Source organism: Bosea sp. F3-2 (genome assembly GCF_008253865.1).
Classification (GTDB): Bacteria; Pseudomonadota; Alphaproteobacteria; order Rhizobiales; family Beijerinckiaceae; genus Allobosea.
Genome location: NZ_CP042331.1, coordinates 672,313 through 688,232, shown reverse-complemented (window position 1 = coordinate 688,232; position 15,920 = coordinate 672,313). Strand labels below are relative to the sequence as shown.

At 60.4% G+C, this 15,920-nt stretch carries 15 protein-coding genes and 1 pseudogene; 10 read left to right on the top strand and 6 right to left on the bottom strand.

Annotated features, from left to right (window positions below):
- Positions 1-284 precede the first annotated feature (284 nt).
- A protein-coding gene (locus FQV39_RS03300) for an IS5 family transposase (RefSeq protein ID WP_149129006.1) occupies positions 285-1,039 on the top strand; the annotation gives its coding sequence in 2 pieces (ribosomal slippage) (positions 285-618 and positions 618-1,039; 756 coding nt in all).
- Positions 1,040-1,217: 178 nt separating this feature from the next.
- On the top strand, positions 1,218-2,186 hold the full coding sequence (locus FQV39_RS03295; protein WP_248313231.1) for a glycosyltransferase family 2 protein: 969 nt from the start codon (positions 1,218-1,220) through the stop codon (positions 2,184-2,186).
- An 80-nt stretch (positions 2,187-2,266) separates the two neighbouring features.
- Here the strand turns inward: FQV39_RS03295 and FQV39_RS03290 are convergent, their stop codons facing one another.
- Both FQV39_RS03290 and FQV39_RS03285 read right to left on the bottom strand, forming a co-directional pair.
- A complete protein-coding gene (locus tag FQV39_RS03290) occupies positions 2,267-3,082 on the bottom strand; it encodes a phytanoyl-CoA dioxygenase family protein (RefSeq protein WP_149129005.1) in 816 nt (271 codons plus the stop codon).
- An 11-nt stretch (positions 3,083-3,093) separates the two neighbouring features.
- A complete protein-coding gene (locus tag FQV39_RS03285; RefSeq protein WP_187640148.1) occupies positions 3,094-4,056 on the bottom strand; it encodes a class I SAM-dependent methyltransferase in 963 nt (320 codons plus the stop codon).
- 340 nt (positions 4,057-4,396) lie between these two features.
- On the opposite strand from FQV39_RS03285, the gene rffA reads away from it, so the two are divergent.
- From rffA to FQV39_RS03270, 3 genes are read left to right on the top strand one after another with little or no spacing between them, the layout of a single operon-like run.
- Positions 4,397-5,551, top strand: a complete 1,155-nt coding sequence (rffA, locus tag FQV39_RS03280) for a dTDP-4-amino-4,6-dideoxygalactose transaminase (RefSeq protein ID WP_248313230.1) — start codon at positions 4,397-4,399, stop codon at positions 5,549-5,551.
- Positions 5,552-6,283 carry a WbqC family protein gene (locus FQV39_RS03275; RefSeq protein ID WP_149129003.1) on the top strand — a complete coding sequence of 244 codons (732 nt, stop codon included), beginning with the start codon at positions 5,552-5,554 and terminating at the stop codon, positions 6,281-6,283.
- Positions 6,280-6,945 carry a class I SAM-dependent methyltransferase gene (locus FQV39_RS03270; protein WP_149129002.1) on the top strand — a complete coding sequence of 222 codons (666 nt, stop codon included), beginning with the start codon at positions 6,280-6,282 and terminating at the stop codon, positions 6,943-6,945. Before FQV39_RS03275 ends, FQV39_RS03270 begins: the two co-directional genes overlap by 4 nt.
- On the opposite strand, the gene FQV39_RS03265 is transcribed toward FQV39_RS03270, so the two are convergent.
- Positions 6,903-7,805 (bottom strand): ligand-gated ion channel, encoded by a 903-nt coding sequence (locus FQV39_RS03265; protein ID WP_149129001.1) that lies wholly within the window; start codon positions 7,803-7,805, stop codon positions 6,903-6,905. The genes FQV39_RS03270 and FQV39_RS03265 overlap by 43 nt on opposite strands.
- Positions 7,806-7,809: 4 nt before the next feature.
- Positions 7,810-8,472: an acetyltransferase gene (locus FQV39_RS03260; RefSeq protein ID WP_248313229.1), complete on the bottom strand. Its 663-nt coding sequence runs from the start codon at positions 8,470-8,472 to the stop codon at positions 7,810-7,812.
- A 311-nt stretch (positions 8,473-8,783) separates the two neighbouring features.
- On the opposite strand from FQV39_RS03260, the gene FQV39_RS03255 reads away from it, so the two are divergent.
- The 5 genes and pseudogenes from FQV39_RS03255 to FQV39_RS03235 form a co-directional block, all read left to right on the top strand.
- Entirely contained in the window at positions 8,784-9,710 is a 927-nt protein-coding gene (locus FQV39_RS03255) for a class I SAM-dependent methyltransferase (RefSeq protein ID WP_149129000.1), read from the top strand.
- A 3-nt stretch (positions 9,711-9,713) separates the two neighbouring features.
- The gene (locus tag FQV39_RS03250) at positions 9,714-10,094 is read left to right on the top strand and encodes a hypothetical protein (protein WP_149128999.1); all 381 of its coding nucleotides are present in this window, start codon (positions 9,714-9,716) and stop codon (positions 10,092-10,094) included.
- Between the two features lie 40 nt (positions 10,095-10,134).
- Positions 10,135-10,794, top strand: coding sequence for a class I SAM-dependent methyltransferase (locus tag FQV39_RS03245; protein ID WP_187640147.1), 660 nt, complete (start codon positions 10,135-10,137; stop codon positions 10,792-10,794).
- A gap of 51 nt (positions 10,795-10,845) precedes the next feature.
- Positions 10,846-12,714 (top strand): hypothetical protein, encoded by a 1,869-nt coding sequence (locus FQV39_RS03240; RefSeq protein WP_149128997.1) that lies wholly within the window; start codon positions 10,846-10,848, stop codon positions 12,712-12,714.
- A 320-nt stretch (positions 12,715-13,034) separates the two neighbouring features.
- Positions 13,035-13,357, top strand: a pseudogene (locus FQV39_RS03235) (SOS response-associated peptidase family protein); the annotation flags it as partial.
- Positions 13,358-13,592: 235 nt separating this feature from the next.
- Here the strand turns inward: FQV39_RS03235 and FQV39_RS03230 are convergent.
- Positions 13,593-14,048, bottom strand: coding sequence for an NUDIX domain-containing protein (locus tag FQV39_RS03230; RefSeq protein ID WP_149128996.1), 456 nt, complete (start codon positions 14,046-14,048; stop codon positions 13,593-13,595).
- Between the two features lie 337 nt (positions 14,049-14,385).
- Positions 14,386-15,552 carry a site-specific integrase gene (locus FQV39_RS03225; RefSeq protein WP_187640146.1) on the bottom strand — a complete coding sequence of 389 codons (1,167 nt, stop codon included), beginning with the start codon at positions 15,550-15,552 and terminating at the stop codon, positions 14,386-14,388.
- Positions 15,553-15,920: the final 368 nt, after the last annotated feature.

Genomic DNA, 15,920 nt, shown 5'->3' with positions numbered 1-15,920 from the left:
CTGGCTGCGAGCATCGGGTTCGTTAGATCTTCGTGCATGCAGTGGCATTTGTCGTTGGTGCGTCATCCCGACAAAACGCCTGCGCGGGAACCTGCTCGTTCGCGTCTGAATTCCGCTCCGTGCCGCTCTCAAGCGCCGAGGAAATCTTCCAGCGGCGTCTGTTCGGCAAGGCGCTCGATGTGAAACAACTTCAGCGACAGGCGTCCTGTGAATTGGACCGACTAGGCTCAGGACCTATTAAATTGGTTTGATCTGTGATTCACGGTGTCTGGGAGGATGCCGTGATGGGTGATTTGTTTTTGCTGAGCGAGCGCCAGATGGCGAGGATATCGCCGCATTTTCCGCTCTCGCATGGCGTGCCGCGGGTCGACGATCGTCGCGTGGTGAGCGGCATCGTCTACGTCATCCGCAACGGCCTGCAGTGGAAGGACGCGCCCAAGGACTATGGCCCGCACAAGACGCTCTATAACCGCTTCATCCGCTGGAGCCGGCTCGGCGTCTTCGACCGCATCTTCGCCGGTCTTGCCGGCGAAGGGCCGAAGCCGGAGCGGATCATGATCGACGCGACGCATCTGAAGGCGCACCGCACGGCGGCGAGCCTGCTCAAAAAGGGGCTCTTCCCCGTCGTATCGGGCGCACCAAGGGCGGGCTGAACTCCAAGCTCCACACCGTCTGCGACGATACCGGCCGCCCGATCATCATGCTGCTCTCGGAAGGCCAGATGAGCGACCACAAGGGCGCAAGCCTCGTGCTCGTGGCCCTGCCGCCAGCCAAAACCCTCATCGCCGATCGCGGCTACGACAGCGCCGCGTTCCGCCAGGCGCTGGTCGCCAAAGGCATCGAACCCTGCATTCCATCGAGCAGAAGCCGGAAAACCCCTTATCCCTACGACAAGACGCTCTATCGCCAGCGCCACAAGGTCGAGAACCTCTTCGCCAAGCTCAAAGACTGGCGGCGCATCGCCACACGCTACGACCGATGCGCCCACACCTTCTTCTCGGCAATCTGTATCGCCGCTACCGTCATCTTCTGGCTCTGATCAACGAGTCCTGAGCCTAGAACCGGAGCTTTTCAGTTTTGAACGGACCGGAAAATCTGAGGCTGGTCGGTCTCAGCGGACGCTGTATCGGACTCCTTTCAAATCTGAGGCGCACGGAGAGTTGACAGCACCTCAACTGACAATGTCATGACGTGTACGCATCGCGCGAGAAACAAAGATGACCCCAGTTGATATGGACAGGCCCCGGATAAAACTGTCGATCGTTTCCACCCTCTACCGGTCGGCGGATACGATTGAGCCATTCTATGAACGCTGCATGGCCGCTGCTTCCGACCTCTGCCAGGACATTGAGTTGGTGCTGGTCAATGACGGCTCGCCCGATGACAGTCTGGCTCGCGCACTCGACCTGAATGACAGAGATTCTCGCGTTGTCGTGGTCGACCTGTCGCGCAATTTTGGTCACCATAAGGCGATGATGACCGGATTGACGGTTGCGTCGGGCGACTATGTCTTCTTGATCGACAGTGATTTGGAGGAGGAGCCTGAACTCCTCACAACCTTTTGGAACCGCTTCCAAAAGGGCGATTGCGACGTCGTTTACGGGGTCCAGGAGGCTCGCCGTGGCGGCTGGTTCGAGCGAGTGACTGGAGACGTCTTTTTCTGGCTGGTAGACAAGCTGAGTGACCAAAAGCTGCCGCGCAACCTCGTCACTGCACGCCTGATGACGCGCCAATATGTGCGCGAGTTGATCCGGCATCGTGATCGGGAGTTCTTCATCGCACATCTTTGGTTGTTGACGGGCTTTCGTCAGGAACCACTCACCGTTCGCAAGCTGGCCTTGTCGCCGACAACCTATTCGGTAAGGAAGCGGGTTGAGATGCTGGTAAAGTATGTTACCACCACCTCGACAAAACTCCTTTACATGATCCTTTATCTTGGATTGGCGACGGCTGGTTTGTCTGGCGCTGCCGTCTTCTACATTGTTGCGCGCTACCTTTGGACCGGGATCGCTGCCGATGGCTGGACATCGTTAATCGTTTCGATCTGTTTTTTTGGTGGGCTGACGACCCTCATTCTGGGAATCCTTGGAATCTATATTGCGAATATCTTTTCGGAGACCAAGCGCCGCCCCTATGCGGTCGTGCGCCGAATTCACCGCGGCCCGGCCGTCAAGCCGCACTGTTGAACCAGCGCAAAAAAACGGTCCGCGCAAAGGCGAGCGGCCCGCCCTTGTCGCCTCGCAACTGCGAGAGTGCGGTCCGACCGTCAGCGGCGGCGCGAGGCGAAATACTCGTCCAAAGATCGCGGTGTCCTGACTCCGTAGCCCAGCAGTTCTCGCACGTCCCGATCTTCTGTGAAAGATTCGCCGAGCAGGGCCGGCAGGTCAATCTGCTGCCGGATGATCGGACTTGTGTAGACATGATTGACAGCGCGTCGATCCTTCGGCGTTCGATTGGTCGCACCTGTGTGATAGGTCATGCAATCGAGGAGAATGTAGCTGCCACGCGGTGCGGTAACTTGAATCGCGGCACTTCGCACGAAGCGGGAGGACGGAAACTCTTCCTGTTTGTGCGTTGCTGGCAGGACGATCGTCGCACCGTTTTCCAACGTGAAATCATCGATGCAGAACAGTGCGTTGATGGCCATTGGCCGGGAAAACACGACGTGCTGGTAGGGTAAGTCCCTATGCCAGGCGCCCTGATTGTATTCCGCGGCATTGGCCGGATTGATGATCCCATTTTGCTGGGAGAGCACGACATAATCGCTGATCGCTCGCCGCACCACGGCCAAGACGCGCTGATTTGTAGCCAGGACAAGCAACCGCGCGTCGTGATGAAACGCAACCCGGATGGTGTTGTGCTCGTCGAGCTGTCTCAGGGCGCCTTGACCGCCCGCTGCATCTTCCGAGTGCCGACGGGCGTCATCGAAGGCTGCCGACAGCTCATCTATCTCGGTTGGTGTGTAACCACCTTCAAGAACAGCATAACCTAGGGTCGAAAGCGTCTCACAGGCATCGTCGATCTCGTTTTCCGCTGCAACGCGCCGATGAATGCCGTAGCTGCGCTCGGTAATGCTGGCCATAGGAGACGCTCCTAGAACTGAATGGCGTCCGGCATGACAAGGGGCTCACCGCCGTCTCGCCGAATCCGTGCAGCGACGGCTTCCTTTGCCAGCGGGTTGACGGCCACGATTGTGCGGTAACCGTGGACATGATCTTCCGGGACATAGCGCTCGACCCGGCCAAGATCCCAGGCGTCAGCGGGATTGTCGACCACAAGCCGCTCGGTGCGGGCCCAGGTACGCGGAGCATAGGCTCGGATGACCGCGGCCATTTGCCCTGCACCAAAGATCTGAACGCGGCCGCCGAGGGTGTCGAGCCGATCACACCAAAGGCCGTCGAGTTCTTGCCACGCGGCGAGGTACCGGGCTGCATCATCGGGGTTCGCAGCCGCTCCCGGCTCGCTTGCCCCGCCTCCCTTTTCCATCACGAAGCCCTGGAAACATGCGAGGGCTCCGTCGAGGGCGAGCGTCTCTGTGACCCGGAGCCCTGCTGCAGCTGCGAATGCATGAAACGCAGCAGGGGAGAATGTCCACAGGTGATCGAAGAACAGCAGCTCGCAGTTCGCGGGTACCGCGACCGGGCAGATCACGACTGCCTTTCCGCTAGGGCGGAGTCGCGCGGCAATTGCAGCAAGAAAGCCGGCCGGGTCAGGTGTATGTTCGATCGTATTGATCGACACCACCGCATCGAAATGGCGCCAGGCCGGCCCCGCTTGATCCTCGAGCAAGCCTCTCGCCAGTGTGACCTTGCCAGAGGTTCCCAAGAACTCGTCCGGGAGCGCCGGATCGACGCCCCGGATCTCGTGAACCGGCAACATACGGGCCAGGAAGCGGGCCGTCGCACCGGAGCCGCAGCCGATTTCGAGCAGGCGGCCGAGGCCGGGTATTCCACCGATGGCTCCCGCCACCACGCGCGCGTAGGCCTCTCCGCGGGCGTTGTCGGCGAGGCTCGACTGGGCGGGCAGCTCGTAATTCTCTGCGTAGATCGCCGCCACTTCGGCTGGCGAGAGCGGCACGCGATGCCGAACGAGCCCGCAAGCGCAGCACCCCACTTTGTCCAAACTGCGTGGCATGATTCGCCCGTCGCTCAGAACGGAGCTATCGCCTGACGGTATCGGAAGAGCAACGGAGTCTTGGCTGCTGCAGGCTGGGCAATCATCCCCGCGGCGGCAATCGATTTCGTCGGCCAAAACAATGTCCTGAGAACAGCGGGACAAGCCCCTTGACGCGAGTAGACATAGCCAGCTCCCGCTGCCAAAACAACCCGCGAGCATAGGCTCGCTGGCCTCTCCGGAGGCTGGTGAACGAGATTCCGCGCACTCTGAAAGCGAAACTGTGAACAACCTGCAAAGCGAGAAGATCCCCTTCGGTCGGCCTGCAATCGTCGGGAAAGAACTCGAGTATATCGCTCAGGCCATCCAGAACGGGACCATCGCTGGCGGAGGGCCATTCATGCAGCGCTGCGAGACGTGGCTGGAGCAGGCCCTGTCCGCCCGCCGCGCACTGATGACCCACTCCTGCACCGCAGCGCTCGAGATGGCCGCGATGTTGTCCGAGGTCGGGCCGGGGGACGAGGTGATCATGCCGTCGTTCACCTTCTCCGCCACGGCGACGGCCTTTGTTCTGCGCGGCGCCACCGTCGTCTTCGTTGATATCGACCCGGACACCCTCAATATCGATCCGGCTCACATCGAACCGGCCATCACCGAGCGGACCAAGGTTGTCGTCCCAGTTCATTATGCGGGCCTCGCCTGCGACATGGACGCTATCATGGAGATCGCCGGCCAACACGACCTGCTGGTGGTGGAGGATGCAGCACAAGCTCATCTCTCAACGTTCAAGGGCAAGTCTCTCGGAACGATAGGTGACCTCGGTTGCCTCTCCTTCCACGAGACCAAGAATGTCATCTCGGGAGAGGGCGGAGCCCTCATCCTCAACAATGAGCGCCTGCTCGACCGTGCCGAGATTATTCGCGAAAAAGGCACGGACCGCAGCCGCTTCTTCCGCGGCCAGGTCGACAAATACACCTGGCAGGACATCGGCTCGTCCTATTGCCCGGGCGAGATCGTCAGCGCCTTCCTCATGGCCCAGCTCGAACAAGCCGACATCATCTGCGCGCGCCGGCGCGTCATCTACGACCTCTATCGCGAAAGCCTGGCGCCTCTGGCGGCGGACGGTACCGTCATCCTGCCCCGCGCCACGGGAACCGAGGTCAACGGCCATATCTTCTGGCTCCTGCTCGAGTCGGAAGCCGTGCGTGCCGACCTCATTCGGTATCTGAACGCGCGCGATATCAACGCCGTCTTTCACTACGTACCGCTTCATTCGGCTCCGGCCGGTCGCAAGTTTGGGCGCGCGTCGGGAGACCTTGCCGTGACTAACCGGATCAGCAACCGGCTTTTGCGCCTACCGCTCTACTACACGCTCGACGATGACGAGGTGTCCAGGGTGGTTGAAGCCATCTTTGCTTATTTCGGACGGTCCGCCTGAATGAAGCGCGTCGCGATCATTCAATCGAGTTACATACCGTGGCGAGGTTTCTTCGCCGCCATCGCACTTTGCGAAACGTTCGTATTTTTCGATAGCGTCCAGTTCACTCGGCGTGACTGGCGCACGCGCAATGTGATCAAGACACCTCAGGGCGTTCACTGGCTGTCCGTGCCCGTCCAGCAGAAAGGCAACTTCCACGCCCCGATTGACAGCATGCGCATTGCCGATCCTGGCTGGTGGCAGGCTCATCTGAAGAGCATCGAGATAGCATACCGTCGTGCGACCCATTTCGACGATGCATTTCCATTGGTCCGGCGCCTATTCGAGACGATTGCGGATCTGCCGACTTTGTCACAGGTCAACCAGGGCATGATCACGGCGCTGTGCAAGGAACTCGGGATCGAAACGCGCCTCCTCCGCGACATCGACCTGTTGCCGCGGGAGGCCATGGCCGCAATGCGCCCAACGGAGCGATTGGTGAAGCTCTCGGCTGCCGCTGACGCTCAGATCTACCTGTCTGGCCCTTCGGCCAAGAGCTATCTGGACGAGGACGAGTTCAATGCGCTCGGCATGCAGGTCGAGTGGATGGACTATAGCCGGTTCGGGGAGCCGTATCCGCAAGTCTGGGGCGATTTTGCTTCAGGCGTTTCGATTGTCGACACTCTTCTCAACCTGGGCCTCGACCAGACCCGCGCTATCGTCCTGGGCCGATACCGTGGAGTTGCGGCATGAGCGATGAACGGCATCTCATTCGCGATGCGGTGCGCGACTACTATACGACGGCAATCGAGCGCCATGGACCGACCGCGAAGGGCGTGGACTGGAAGGACGACGCCTCCCACCGCCTGAGGCATCAACAATTCCTGCGCCTTCTGGCAGGCGATCCGGCAGCATCTGTGCTCGATCTGGGTTGCGGATACGGCGATTTTCTGTCGGTGCTGCGCGCGGCAGGGCATACCGGCCGCTATGTCGGCTGCGACTTGTCTGCCGCCATGATCGAGGCCGCGCGGCGAACCTTCGGCGAGGGTCCGGACCGATGCTGGCATGTCGGTGACGATCCCCCTGCCTCCTGCGACTTCGCCATTGCGAGTGGGATTTTCAACGTCCGGCGAGGTGCGGATGCGGCGTCCTGGGCGAGCCATGTCGATGAGACCATCGACAACCTGGCCCATCTCGGTTGTCGCGGCTTCGGATTCAACATGCTGTCAATGTCCTCGGACCCGGAGCGACGCCGCGAAGATCTGCACTATGTGGATCCGGTGGCGATGCTGCGGACTTGCCTCGATCGCTATGGCCGGCAAGTCGCCATCCTCCAGGACTATGGCCTCTGGGAGTTCACGGTCCTTGTCCGTCACTCCTCCCAAACCGCGAGCCCGAAGCCGGCTGCGCCATAGCCGCTGCCGTTGTAGAGGAGCCAGAGGCGCCCAGCATGGGTGAAGGCGGCGGGATAGGTCGCCGCTCCGCCTTCCCATCCCTCCGTGTCTGGGGCCGGCATTTGCACGGCGGTACGACGCCAGGAAATGCCATCCGCGGAAACGGCGTGACCAAGGCCATAGGGGCCATGTCCACGCCGTGCGAACCACATCTCGAAACCATCCCCCCTGGCGAGGACAGAGGGGCGAACGACCGCGATGTCCTCCTCCTCAGGACCGAGCACGACCACAGGATCACGCACCCATGAGATCCCGTCGGCGCTCGTTGCACGCCTGATCGCGTGCGACATGTCCGCCTTGTCCGCCCCCCAGGCCAAATGGGTTCCGTACCACATCAGCCAGGATCGGGGCCCAGCCTGCAGGACCCAAGGATAGGATAGGCTGTAGTGGTCGACCATATCGCGGTCCATGATCGGCCCTGCGGAAAGCCGCTCGAAGCGTCCTTCTTTTACGGAACCGACCGCCACGCCTATGGCATTGCGCCAGGGAACCGCGCCGCCGACATTCCAACCCATATAGTAGAGCCGGTCTTCCGCCCCTGCGCGCACGATGCTGCCGACACCGAGGCCACTATCGTCAAAGGCGCCGCGCGGTCCAGGCTCTAGGATGGGGGCCGGCGGAGCGTCCTCGACATGTGGCCGTTCCGCGAGGCGGATGACGACCGATCCGACGGAAGAGCGGTTATCCGCATCGCGACCCGAATAGAAGACCCTGACGAAGTCACCCGAGAGCGGCGCTGCGACCGGCAGCGCAGCATGGGTCGCCAGTGCCGGGTGCCCTCTGGTCGGTGTGAAAATCAGCCCGAGTTTACGCCAGGTCATCTGATCAGATCCGCCGCAAGCGATGGCTCGGCACCTTGGAAATCTCGGTCGAGGCTGGCGACAGAACCGAATTGTCGGGAATGTCGGACAGGACCAGGCTGCCGGCGCCGATGACGCAATCCGCTCCGATGGTGACATGATCCCGGATCGTGACGTTCACGCCGATGAAGCAGCGCGGGCCAATGGTCACGCCCCCGGACACGACGACATGGGATGCAATGAACGTATCCTCGGCAATCGCACTGTGATGCCCGATGTGATTCCCCGACCACAGCGTGACGTTCTCGCCGATCCGGGCGAAGGGCTGGATGGTGTTGTCTTCCAGGATGAACTGGTTGGGCTGTGCCACGAAGTCTTCGAAGATGGTCGCGCGGGAACTCACATAGCTCGCGATGCCATAACCTTTCGCGCGAGCCTCCGCGACCTTGTCGCGCCGGAACTTGTTCAGCTTCGTATAGCTGACGGCGACGAAGACGTCGGTACTACCCGGCGGGAAGCGTTGCTCCACCTCCTCCCACGCGACCACCGGATAGCCGTTCCAGGAGGGCTCGGAGAGGTAGGCCGCGTCGACGGTGAAGCCCGCCACACGGCGACCAGCATCCCGCGTGAGATAGAAGGCAGCCAGTTCCGCGATGTTTCCGACCCCGAAGATGACGATGTCCTTCATAATGCTCGTTCCCTTCGTGCTCGGTCGCAAACGGCCTTACCCGCAAATCGCACAGGCCGAGGGCTGCGGCAAACGATCCTGACGCGAGCCGCCGATCCCTCCCGTCTCGTGGATGGCATAGAGCTCACTTGCATGCGGCGCGTGGGTTGGTGCATTAGCAACCGCGTTGGCGATTGGGCGCCGCGATGAAAAAGCCGGGACGATGCGCGGATTGGAAACCATCGCAACGGGAGAATTTGGCTCCATCAGTAAGCATTCTGCGCGCTGTGGCCTAGCCGTTTGCCCGTCGCTATCGGCGTGAATGTCACATTATGCCGAGCGTTTCACCAGTGGCTAGAGAGTTCAAGGCATTCTCGGAGGCCGCACTCGCCTCTCCCGAAATCGCAGCCGTGGCGCAGCGTTGCGGCCTCGGCCCGGTAGAAGCGGCACAATTGCTCGCGACCTATGCCAATGAGGCCGGCGTCGGACTCGAACTCGTAGCCCCGTTGCTGCGACCCGGCATGCGTGTCCTGGAGGTCGGCTGCGGAATTGGGCTCCTCGCAAGTTTTCTGCGCCAATCAGGTGCGGACATCACGGGCCTCGAACCCGGCGCCTCGGGCTTCGGCTTCATGCCCGAGATCGGCTCGGCGATCCTCCGCAGTCTGCCGGACCGCCTCGGCACACAATGGCTGAGTATCGGCGCGGAACAGCTCGATCCCGCCACACATGGACAATTCGACCTGATCTACTCGACGAACGTACTCGAACATATTCCAGACCTCGAAGGCGCCGTGCGAGGCATGGCTGGCGTGCTGGCACCTGGAGGAACTATGGTTCACCTGTGCCCCAACTATACGGTGCCGTACGAACCTCATTTCGGCATTCCGTTGGTTCCCTTCTTTCCGCGCGCGACGGCCTACCTCTATCGCGAGACGGTGAAGAGGCTCCCGGGGATCTGGGAAGAACTGAACTTCATCACCGCGTTCCGGGTCAAACGCTTTGCCCGCAGCAACCGGCTTTCGGTCTCGTTCGATCGGGGCCTCCTCGCGGCAGCCATGCGTCGCTTTGACCAAGACCCCTTGTTCAGGGAGCGGCAAGGCGGGCTGGCTGGCAAGGTGCAGTCGACGGCAAGGGCGCTAGGCCTTCTTGGATTGCTTGAGAAACTGCCGGCAGAATTCGCTTCTCCGATGATCATGCGGTTGAAGCACGACCCGAACGCTGCGGAGCCCGAAACTGTCGGGCTTCACCAAGGAGGCTGATCGGTGACAAAGTTGACAGCCCTGCTTCTATTCGCCGTCAGCCTAGTCTCTGTCGCGGGTTCCCAGCTTTTGTTCAAGACGCGAATGATGCAGATCGGCGAAGCCTCTGCATCGGAACGTTCGTTACTTGCCGGCATTTCTCGGCTTCTTGTCGACCCGCTCATCTGGGTCGCCGGACTGATGGTCGTTATCGGCGCTGTATGTTGGTACTCGGCCATGGTCAAGCTGCCCATCAGCTTCATGCTGCCGATTGCGAGCCTGATCGCCCCCATGACCGCCGTGGGCGCGTATTTTCTGCTTGGCGAAAGCCTTCCACTTGAAAAACTGGCGGCTATCGCCTGGATCGCGATCGGCGCCGTATGGCTGGGTTCGCTGAGTTCTTGATCTTGCCAGCCGACAAGCGGCCGTTCGGCCAATGGAGCCCATGATGGTTCAGAAGACATCTGGCATCTATCAGTTGACGCAGATTCCCGCGATATACGCGGCTTTTCAGCGGATGCTGGGCGGCGAACGGGCGCGACAGGAACTTGTGGCGACCCATATTCGCCCCGCACCGGGCGCTCGCGTGCTTGATTTCGGCTGCGGCTCCGGCGCCATCCTGCCCTATCTCGGGCCGGTCGAGTATGTCGGGATCGACCTCAATGCCGACCATATCGCTCAGGCAAAAGCTGTGTTTGGCGATCGCGGAACCTTTTACGCCGGAGACTTCGGCTCGCTACCGGTAGAGCAACACGGTACGTTCGACCTTGTCGTCTGCCTTGGAGTGCTGCACCACCTTGACGACGCCCGAGTGCGCGAGCTCGTTATGATGGCGCGCCGCTACCTTGCAGCAGACGGTCGATTTGTGGCCGTTGATCCCGTGTTCGAACCTGGGCAGGCGTTTGTCGCTCGCTGGCTGGCGAAACTTGACTCCGGAAAATGCGTGCGAACCGCCCCCCAATATGCAGGGCTTGTCAAAGGCGGCTTTGGGAACTCTACGACGACCGTGCGTCACGATCTTCTGTCCTTGCCATACTCGCATTGCATCACGTCGGCGAACGCTACGACAGGAGGGCCTCGAAGGCCCAACGTGCTGGACAGCTAAAGTCAACAGCGCCTGTCATTTGGCGCGATAAATCTCGATTGGACTGCGTTGATGGTCAACTCAAAGTTGAGAATTTCTACTTTTGAATGCACCATCGTCATTTCCGCTTTGTGTTCCGCAATAATTCTTGCAATACCTTTATTTTACTCAACTAAAGGCATAGATTTAGTTGATGAGGGATATTATTTTGCGTCAATCGCAAATTCACTGAAGTATCCTTATCTTCTTTCTCAATTTGGATTTGTTTATAGTTATCTATACGACATATCTAACCATAGCATAGCTACGCTCCGACAGCTCAACATAACGATCACATTTGCCCTAGCCTGGGCTCTCTCGTGGCTTGCATTGGATAACATGCAGCAAAGCCAGGTGGGCGGGCGACTGCCGCGCTTGGTTATTGCGGCGGCGCTGGGCACGACCTCTCTCGCCATGCTTCGCCTGTGGCTGCCGACACCCAGCTATAACTGGCTTGCTTTTCAAGCCTTGATGATGACAGCCATCGGGCTGCTTCTATCGCGAAGAACCCTTGGCCTCACCGCCGCGGCGGGCTGGTCATTGATCGCACTCGGAGGTTGGCTGGCCTTCATGGCCAAGCCAACGACCGCAGCAATCGCGGGATTGCTGGCGCTTCTCTATCTTCTCGTTACAAAGCGACTGAGTATTATTCTTGTAGTCGTCGTCGCCTGCATCTTTTGTGGGCTTTTGGCCATAACCGCCTTGGTGCTCGACGGCTCCTTTTCCGGTTTCGTGGAAAGGTTTTCGGTCGGGCTTGAAAGAGCGGGCTCCTATGGAATGGGCCATACGCTGTCTGCGATATTCAGGATCGACCCGCTACCTCTCGATTGGGCAGCTCTTAGAGTAATGGCAATTGGCTGCTTGGCCATCGTCGCCTCGGCTTCTCTGATCACATCGAAAAGCAGGCTGCTGCGCGCAGTTTCAAATGCGGCCTGCGCGACATGCGCTGCTTTCATGATCTCGCTTATATTCGGATTCTTCGGCGTCCCTTACTATTATGGCCTATGGCAGCAGATGTTCTTGGCCGCAATTGGCCTCTCGGCCGGACTGTTCGCATTGTTTTACGGCAGACATGGCCGCCACTGTCCGGAACAGTCCTATCGGCGCGCAACCGCAACTCTCCTAGCGGCGCTACCGCTGGCCTTTGTATTTGGAACGGCGAATAATTATTGGTTTATGGCCGGCCTCGTCGGATTTTTTTGGGCATTGTCCGGAATTACCCTCATTCGGATACGGCCCATCTCCAAAAATGCGATGGCCGTGTTGATACCTTTTGTGTTTGGCGCCCAGCTTGTCACCGCGGGTCAAATCCTGTTCGGGACCGAGAATCCGTACTACCAGCCCGGCCCTTTGCGTCAGGCAGACCATCTTGTTGATCTCGGAGATCGCGGGGGTGTGCTGCGGGTCGCGCCGAGCATGGGGGAATTCATCGAGGCGATACGGAAAACTGCAAACCAGGCCGGATTCGAAGCGGGAACGCCAGTGATTGATCTGACCGGACATTCCCCTGGAGTGCTGCATGTAATGGGCGCAAGTGCAACCGGGCAGCCGTGGTTGATTGGAAATTTCCCGATGATGCCGGGCAGCAATCACGTTGCGACCGAGGTATTGAGAGGGGCTCCTTGCTCCGAGCTGGCGCGCGCCTGGCTTTTGGTCGAGCCCAAAGGTCCTTACAGCTTTCCTCCGACCATTACTTCTGTTTTTGGCGCGGACCAATCTCGGGACTTTTCCGTTGCTGGCTCATTCTCCAGTGCTGATCCACTCAGCAATTTTGCCGAAACACGGTCTCAATACTTGATGCGCCCGACTCGTTCGGTTGAAGAGGCCTCGCGGGCGTGCACCAAGGCGAAGGCCGCTTCGACCCAACGAGACAGCATCGATAAATCGGAATCGCGCGAATAGTTTTATTACGTTCCGCTGAAAAGACCTGTTGCACTCTCCCGCTGGCCTGCCAGCGCTGCGCCGAGACAATAGACGCGTCAGCGAATGGCTCTTCAAGGTCGGTTGGCCGATAATTTTTCTGCGCGCATCAAGTAGGCTGAGCAGCGCTTTGTCGACGAGACCGTCATGATCTCGGCGGTGGTCAGCACGCCAAAGGGCAAGTCATGATCGGTCCAACTGGCGCGGTCATGTTAGCGACAAAGTGAACGAATCTCCACCCGTGCAGAAATTATATTGGTAGTTCAATTACATACATGTTCGCATTTTTGTGCTGAATGGCGCGGCCGCCCGCGTTCTTCGCCGGCCTCTGGACGCCTCAATGGACGAGCGTCCGCAGATCAAGAATGGCGAGGAAACGATCGACCTCTACGCCTTCCTGACGACCGATCCGAACGCCGAGGTCGGTACCATCCATCCGCAGGCGATGCCCGTGATCCTCACGACGCCAGAAGAGTGCGAGGCCTGGATGACGGCGCCTTGGGAGCAGGCGAGGGCGCTACAGCGGCCGTTGCCAGATGGATCTCTCGATATCGTCGCCCGCGGCGTGAAGAAGGATGGCGGCGATCCCGAACTCGACAAGCCGGCACAGGCGTCGTTGCTCTGATGGGCCATTGGGAGCAAATCGGCCGGGACAATGCCGCTGAGCGCGAGCGGCGAGCGAACTGGCCACGCTGGCGCCGCGGATTAAGCCAGTATGGACGTGAGGTTTTGGGCTGGGCCGTTTATCGCGTTAGGGATGTGGGCTTTCGGCCTGCTCTGATCTCAAAATTCTATGTAATCGCCACGTTCTATTCCGGCGCCCTGATCGCCATTAAACGCCTCCGCCTAGCGCAACTGTCTCAGATTGAGAGGAAGGTGGCATCGAGGGCAGTGATGATCTCGTTGTGGTCGGCATAGAGCCGCGGAACCTGGTGGCGGTCGAACCAATTTGCAGCGGTGGCGTCGTCGCCAGGGATGAGATTCGGACGCGCGAGATTCTCCGATAGCATGATCAGGACCGCCCCAGAGATGATGCGGCTGCGCGGATCGCGTCCGATCGCATCGAAGGCGATGGGCCTGAAGGTCGCCAGGATCAGGCTCGGGCTGGCAATGAGGTCAACTCCGGCCTCCTCCTTGAACTCGCGGAGAGCGCATTCCATGAAGGTCTCGCCCTGATCAAGGAAGCCGCCCGGCAATGCCCAGTGGCCATCCTTCTTGCGGCGAACAAGAGCGATCTCGTTCCCACGCACCACGACAGCGTCAGCCGTCAGGTGAGGGCCCTTGCCATATTTGGCCTCGTAATCGGGATCAGGCATCTCACACCCCCTGCGCCCGGATGGCTGCCAGACGATAAAGCCGGCCTTCCTTTGAGAAGCGGCCCTTCGCAACAAGGCGCGCCAGAGCACCGGCCGCAAGGGGATCGACGACTTCGACTGGAGCCGTGGCTATTGGCGCGAGCTGTCGGGTGTTGTTCCCGAGGTTCCCGCAGTAGGTTCCTTCGCGAGTTGCTTGGCCAACTCCTGCGCCCCAGTCGGTGTCAGTGCGATGGTGACCGACTCCTTAGTGCCCGGCGCTGTCATCAATTCGAAGCGAACTGCGATGGCGTCGGGCCCTCGGAAGACTTGGAATCCGGCTACTCGAACTGCGGGGATCTCATTGCTTTGAGCCATGGGTTTCCTCCCGTTCCGAAGCGCATGACAATCCACTGTTCGCGTCCTCGGAGTCAAAGGCGGGCTCGTCGTCGCTTGCTGGCGCTGGCTTCGGCTTGCGCGCGTTGCGTCGCGCGACCCGCAACTCGGCCACCCTGCTCGACTGCACGACGCCGCCGCGGTTGTAACCCATGGTCGTCGACATCTGCGTATGGGTCGCAGCCTTCATAACGTCGGCTGGCTCGGCTCCGGCTTCGAGGGCCTCGGACACGGCCCCGGCGCGGCAATCCATGTTCCAGACGTCCTTCGGCCAGGCGGTAGTGTTGGCGATGCGCCTGAAGAGCACTTTGAACTGCCGCCGCCGATAGGGCTGGCGCGACCGCTCATCGATGACAATCGGCCCCACACGCTCTCCGACTGGTATGGTCCGCAGCAGCGCAAGCGTTTCAGGATACGCCTTCAAATCGTGCTCGGCGATGGCGCCACCATTCGACTTGCTGGTTGGCTTCCGCAGAATCCAGTTCTCGTCGATCTGGTCCCAGGTGAGGCCCCACTGCCATATCCGGCCGCCGACCCGATCGCTTGGCGGCGCCCAAACCCATTCGCCGATCACGTCCTTCTGGCGCAGCCCCAAATCGAATTGAAGAGAGACCGCGAGCGCGATCGAAAATCGGTTCGCATCTAATGCCGCCGGCCGGAACGCCTCAACGTGCTCGTGCTCGACGCGCTTGGTTCTGGCCCGCGGAGACTTGAACCGCATCGCATGCAACACTTCGACCAGCCGCCGGCAATGATCGTCCTGGCGAGTTGAACATTCGAGGCCATATCGTAGGACGATACGCAGGAGCTGGATGCCTCCTTGCGCGTTCCGAACGCCGTGCGCCAGCCAACCCGTGTGCCAGCCGCGGATGGTTTTGCCGCTGATCCGCGACAGCCGCGCCGATCCCGCGGTTCGCTTCAGCAGTGCGAGGTACCGCAGATACGAGGTCTTGGTCGCGTCTCGCTTCTCTTGAAATGGCGATTCAGGATCGAGCTCATAGATTTCGCACAGGTGGGCCAGAGTGCCGCTGGGTGCGCGGCCGCCGACGCTTCGCTCGCCGCGCGCCCAGTCGAGCATCTCCTGTTGCAAATGCCGGCACGCGCGCTCAATCCGATCCAGATCGGCGGGCACGCTCGGATCGCCGTGTACTCTTCGCGTCCTGAACGGATACCCCTGCTGGACCAATTCAGGCGGTGCCACCCAATAGCAATCTATCCGCCCGTTGGGGCGCTTCACCCGCCGCAGCCCCAACGCCTTCGACGCAACCTGAACTGCCTTCCTAGCCATGGGACACCCCTCGGAATGCCCCAGCCCCCAAAAAATATCGCCCCGATACTTTTCGTGGGTCAATCGCGTGGGCACGGTAGGACGTCACTCGAAGCGCGCCAATTTTCCCGCCCCCGGCCCGGCGAGCGCGCGACCATAAAATCGAGGGGGTGCCTCGGCGCTGGATCTGAGCCACGGCCGGGCTGCAGCGGCCAGGTTGATAGTCGATCGAG